Source organism: Luteibacter sp., assembly GCF_051958795.1.
Lineage (GTDB): Bacteria > Pseudomonadota > Gammaproteobacteria > Xanthomonadales > Rhodanobacteraceae > Luteibacter.
This window is the reverse complement of sequence record NZ_JBQCFT010000025.1, coordinates 1-3,723: the sequence shown is the minus strand read 5'-3', so window position 1 is coordinate 3,723 and position 3,723 is coordinate 1. Positions and strand designations below refer to the sequence as shown.

3 protein-coding genes are annotated in these 3,723 nt (G+C 68.6%); all 3 read right to left on the bottom strand.

The genetic code is table 11. From position 1 onward, the window contains the following. Positions 1-372: 372 nt before the first annotated feature. Entirely contained in the window at positions 373-1,305 is a 933-nt protein-coding gene (locus ACTHLF_RS01570; protein WP_440324239.1) for an isopenicillin N synthase family dioxygenase, read from the bottom strand. Between the two features lie 72 nt (positions 1,306-1,377). After that, positions 1,378-2,781: a phosphoglucosamine mutase gene (glmM, locus tag ACTHLF_RS01565; protein ID WP_440324237.1), complete on the bottom strand. Its 1,404-nt coding sequence runs from the start codon at positions 2,779-2,781 to the stop codon at positions 1,378-1,380. 180 nt (positions 2,782-2,961) lie between these two features. After that, a partial coding sequence (folP, locus tag ACTHLF_RS01560) for a dihydropteroate synthase (RefSeq protein ID WP_440324235.1) occupies positions 2,962-3,723 on the bottom strand: 762 nt, incomplete at its 5' end.

The window sequence follows — 3,723 nt, the reverse complement described above, 5'->3', positions numbered from 1 at the left end:
TCGCTTGTCGCGCTTTGACGGGGGCTCATGCGGGCCCCAACAACCCCCCCGCCGCCCCTGGGGGGGGCGCGTTTGCCCGCGATTGGGGCTCACAAGAGCAACGCAGCCCCCTGTGGGAGCGCGCTTGCACGCGATTGGGGTTCACAAGAGCAACGCAGCCTCCTGTGGGAGCGCGCTCAGGCGCGGCCGCGCGCCTTCATGGTGCGGGCGCGGCGGGCACGCTGGGCTGCGGACCGGCCGGAGCCCTTTTTACGGGGTGACGAACGCTTGGCCTGCGGGCGCGGGCGGGAGGGCATGGGGTATCTCCGGGGGAACGACGACCGGGAGGATCGACTCTGCGACCCTCCCGGTGAAAAGCCCGCTAAGGGGATGTCAGATCAGCTTTATCTCGCGCAGGCGTTCCTGAAGGTACTCGTGCGCGGTAATCGGCTCCGGGTAACGCTTCGGGTTCTCCGGGGTGATGCACGAAGGCAGCACGTCCAGCACCACATCCGGGTTCGGGTGCAGGAAGAACGGCACCGAATAGCGCGGCTTGCGCGCCGCATCGCCGGCCGGATTCGTCACGCGGTGGGTCGTCGACGGGTACACGTGGTTGGTGAGACGCTGGAGCATGTCGCCGATGTTCACCACGATGGCGTCGCCTTCGCTGGTGATCGGCAGCCATTCGCCGTCGCTGAACACCTCGAGGCCCGCCGTGCTGGCGCCAACCAGCAGCGTGATGAAGTTGATGTCCTCATGCGCGCCAGCGCGCACGTTCGGTACGTCGGTCTGGGTGATCGGAGGGTAGTGAATCGGGCGCAGGATCGAGTTGCCGACGTTCACCTTGTCGTCGAAGAAGTTCTCCGGCAGGTTGATGTGCAGCGCCAGGGCGCGCAGGACGCGCGAGCCCAGGTTATCGAGCGCCTGGTACAGGCCGTAGCCGGCTGCCTTGAACGACGGGACTTCTTCCGGCCACACGTTCGGCGGCATGACATCGGCGAACTTCGAGTCACGCGGGATCTCGCGGCCGACGTGCCAGAACTCCTTCAGGTCCGCAAACTTCGAATCCTTGGCCGTCTCCACCTTGAACGGGGTGTAGCCGCGCGCGCCGCCGCCACCGGGAATGTGGTACTTGCGCTTCACGTCGTCCGGCAGGGCGAAAAAGGCCTGGAAGGCTTCGTAGGCGGCATCGATGTCGCTCTTGGGGATGCCATGGCCGCTGATGCAGCAGAAGCCGAATTCGCGGTACGCGGCACCGAGTTCGGCGACGAACGCGTCGCGGTCGGTCTCATAGCGGCGGATATCGAGGGTGGGGACCTTCTTCATCGGAATGACCTGCTTTCGGGCATGAAAAAGCCGACGCGGGGTGACCGCGCCGGCCGGAGGCGTGATTTGGGCTCAGGCGACGGCCTGGGCTGCTGATTTTACGGCTTCCGCAAGCTGTCCCGCTAGCCGGTCCACTTCGGCCGCGTCGGCGGCTTCGATCGTGACGCGAACCAGCGGTTCGGTGCCCGAGGCGCGCAGGACCACGCGGCCGCGGCCTTCCAGGGCCGCTTCCACCTCGGCCAGCGCCTGTTTCACCGTATCGCTGCCGAGCGCGGCCTTGGCGCCTTCCACCCGGACGTTGACCATGGTCTGCGGCAATTTGACGAGCCCCGCGCGGGCCTCGGCGAAGGTCTCGCCGGTTTCAGCCAGGGTCTCGAGCAGGGCCAGCGCGGCGACGATGCCATCGCCCGTGGTGAAGCGATCCAGGCACAGCACGTGGCCTGAGGTCTCGCCGCCGAGCACGCCACCGTGTTCCTTCAGCTGCTGCAGCACATAGCGGTCGCCCACGTTGGCGCGGATGAACGGGATGTCCAGCTGCTTGAGCGCACGCTGCAGGCCGTAATTGCTCATGAGCGTGCCAACGACGGGGCCTGGCAGCGCGGCCTTGCGCTTCCAGTGGCGCGCGATGACGTACAGCATGTCATCGCCGTCGGTGACGGTGCCGTCCTTGTCCACGATCCGCACGCGGTCGCCGTCGCCGTCGAAGGCGATGCCGAGGTCGGCACCCTTTTCCACGACGGTACGGGCCAGCGACTCGGGCGAAGTGGAACCGACACCACGGTTGATGTTCAGGCCATCCGGCTCGGCGCCGATGGTCGTGACCTCCGCGCCGAGGTCGCTGAACACCTTGGGCGCCACCTGGTAGGTCGCGCCGTGGGCGCAATCGAGCACGATGCGCATGCCGTTCAGCGAGAACTCGTCGGCGACCGTGGACTTGCAGAACTCGGCATAGCGGGTCACTGCGTCATCCACGCGCTTGGCCTTGCCGAGCGCCTCGGAGGGCACGGTCGCGAAATCGGCGTCCAGCTCGGCCTCGATCTCGGCTTCCAGCTCGTCGTCGAGCTTTTCGCCCTGGCCGGAGAAGAACTTGATGCCGTTGTCCTGGTGCGGGTTGTGCGAGGCACTGATGACGATGCCGGCATCGGCGCGAAGGGAGCGGGTCAGGTAGGCGACGCCGGGGGTCGGCATCGGGCCGAGCATGCGCACGTCGGCCCCGGAGGCCACCAGGCCGGCTTCCAGGGCTGCCTCGAACATGTAGCCGGAAACGCGTGTGTCCTTGCCGATGACCACGACCACCTTGCGCGAATGGTCGCGCCGGTCGGGGCCTGCGCCCGTGGGGCGCTTGTCGGCGTTGCGGCGGCGCGCCAGCACGGCTCCGGCGGCGCGGCCCAGGCGCAGGATGAAGTCGGCGCTGATCGGGTAGGAACCGACCTGGCCACGGATGCCGTCGGTTCCGAAGTATTTACGTTCGCTCATGGTGCTAACTCCTTCCTGGGACGGGGATCATACCCCCGCCGAGGCCGGCGGGGACCCTCGCCGGATGGCGTAGGAGCCCACCGTGTGGGCGACGCCGTTCGCCATATGGCCACAGGGCCTGTTGCGGTCCTGCGAAAGATGTCGCCCACAGGGTGGGCTCCTACCGGCTGTGCGTGGGGCTTATTCGTCGTCCGGCCAGCGGGGCATGGCGGGCTTGTCGACCCGGGGCGCGGTGTCGCCGGCCTTCACGGCCTCCCAGACCTTCAGGGCATCGACCACGGGGGCCACGTCGTGGGTGCGGACGATGACGGCCCCGCGCTGCACGGCGATGAGCGCGGCCGCGGTGGAGCCGGCGGCCCGGGCGGCCGGCTCGGCGTGGCCGGTGAGCTGGCCGATCATGCTCTTGCGCGAGAGGCCGATGAACACGCCCGCGCCCAGCTCGGCGAACCGCGCGGTCGCCCGCAGCAGGGCCAGGTTGTGCTCCAGGTTCTTGCCGAAGCCGAAGCCGGGGTCGACCAGGACCCGCTTACGCTCGATGCCGGCCAGCTCGCAGGCGAACAGGCGGTCGGTGAGGAAGCGGTGCACCTCGCCGACGACATCGTCGTAGCTCGGGTCGTCCTGCATGCTGCGCGGCTCGCCCTGCATGTGCATCAGGCAGACCGGCACGCGCAGCTCGGCCGCGGCATCCAGCGCGCCTTCGCGGCGCAGCGCGAACACGTCGTTGATCAGGCCCGCACCCGCGCCGACGGCGGCGCGCATCACTTCGGGCTTCGAGGGATCAATGGAGATGGGCAGCGTGGTGGCCGCGGCCAGGCGCTCGATCAGCGGGACGACCCGGCGGATTTCATCCTCGGCCGACACATCATCCGCGCCGGGACGGGTCGACTCCCCGCCCACGTCGAGCAGGTCGGCGCCCTGCTCCGCCAGCCGCATGGCATGCGC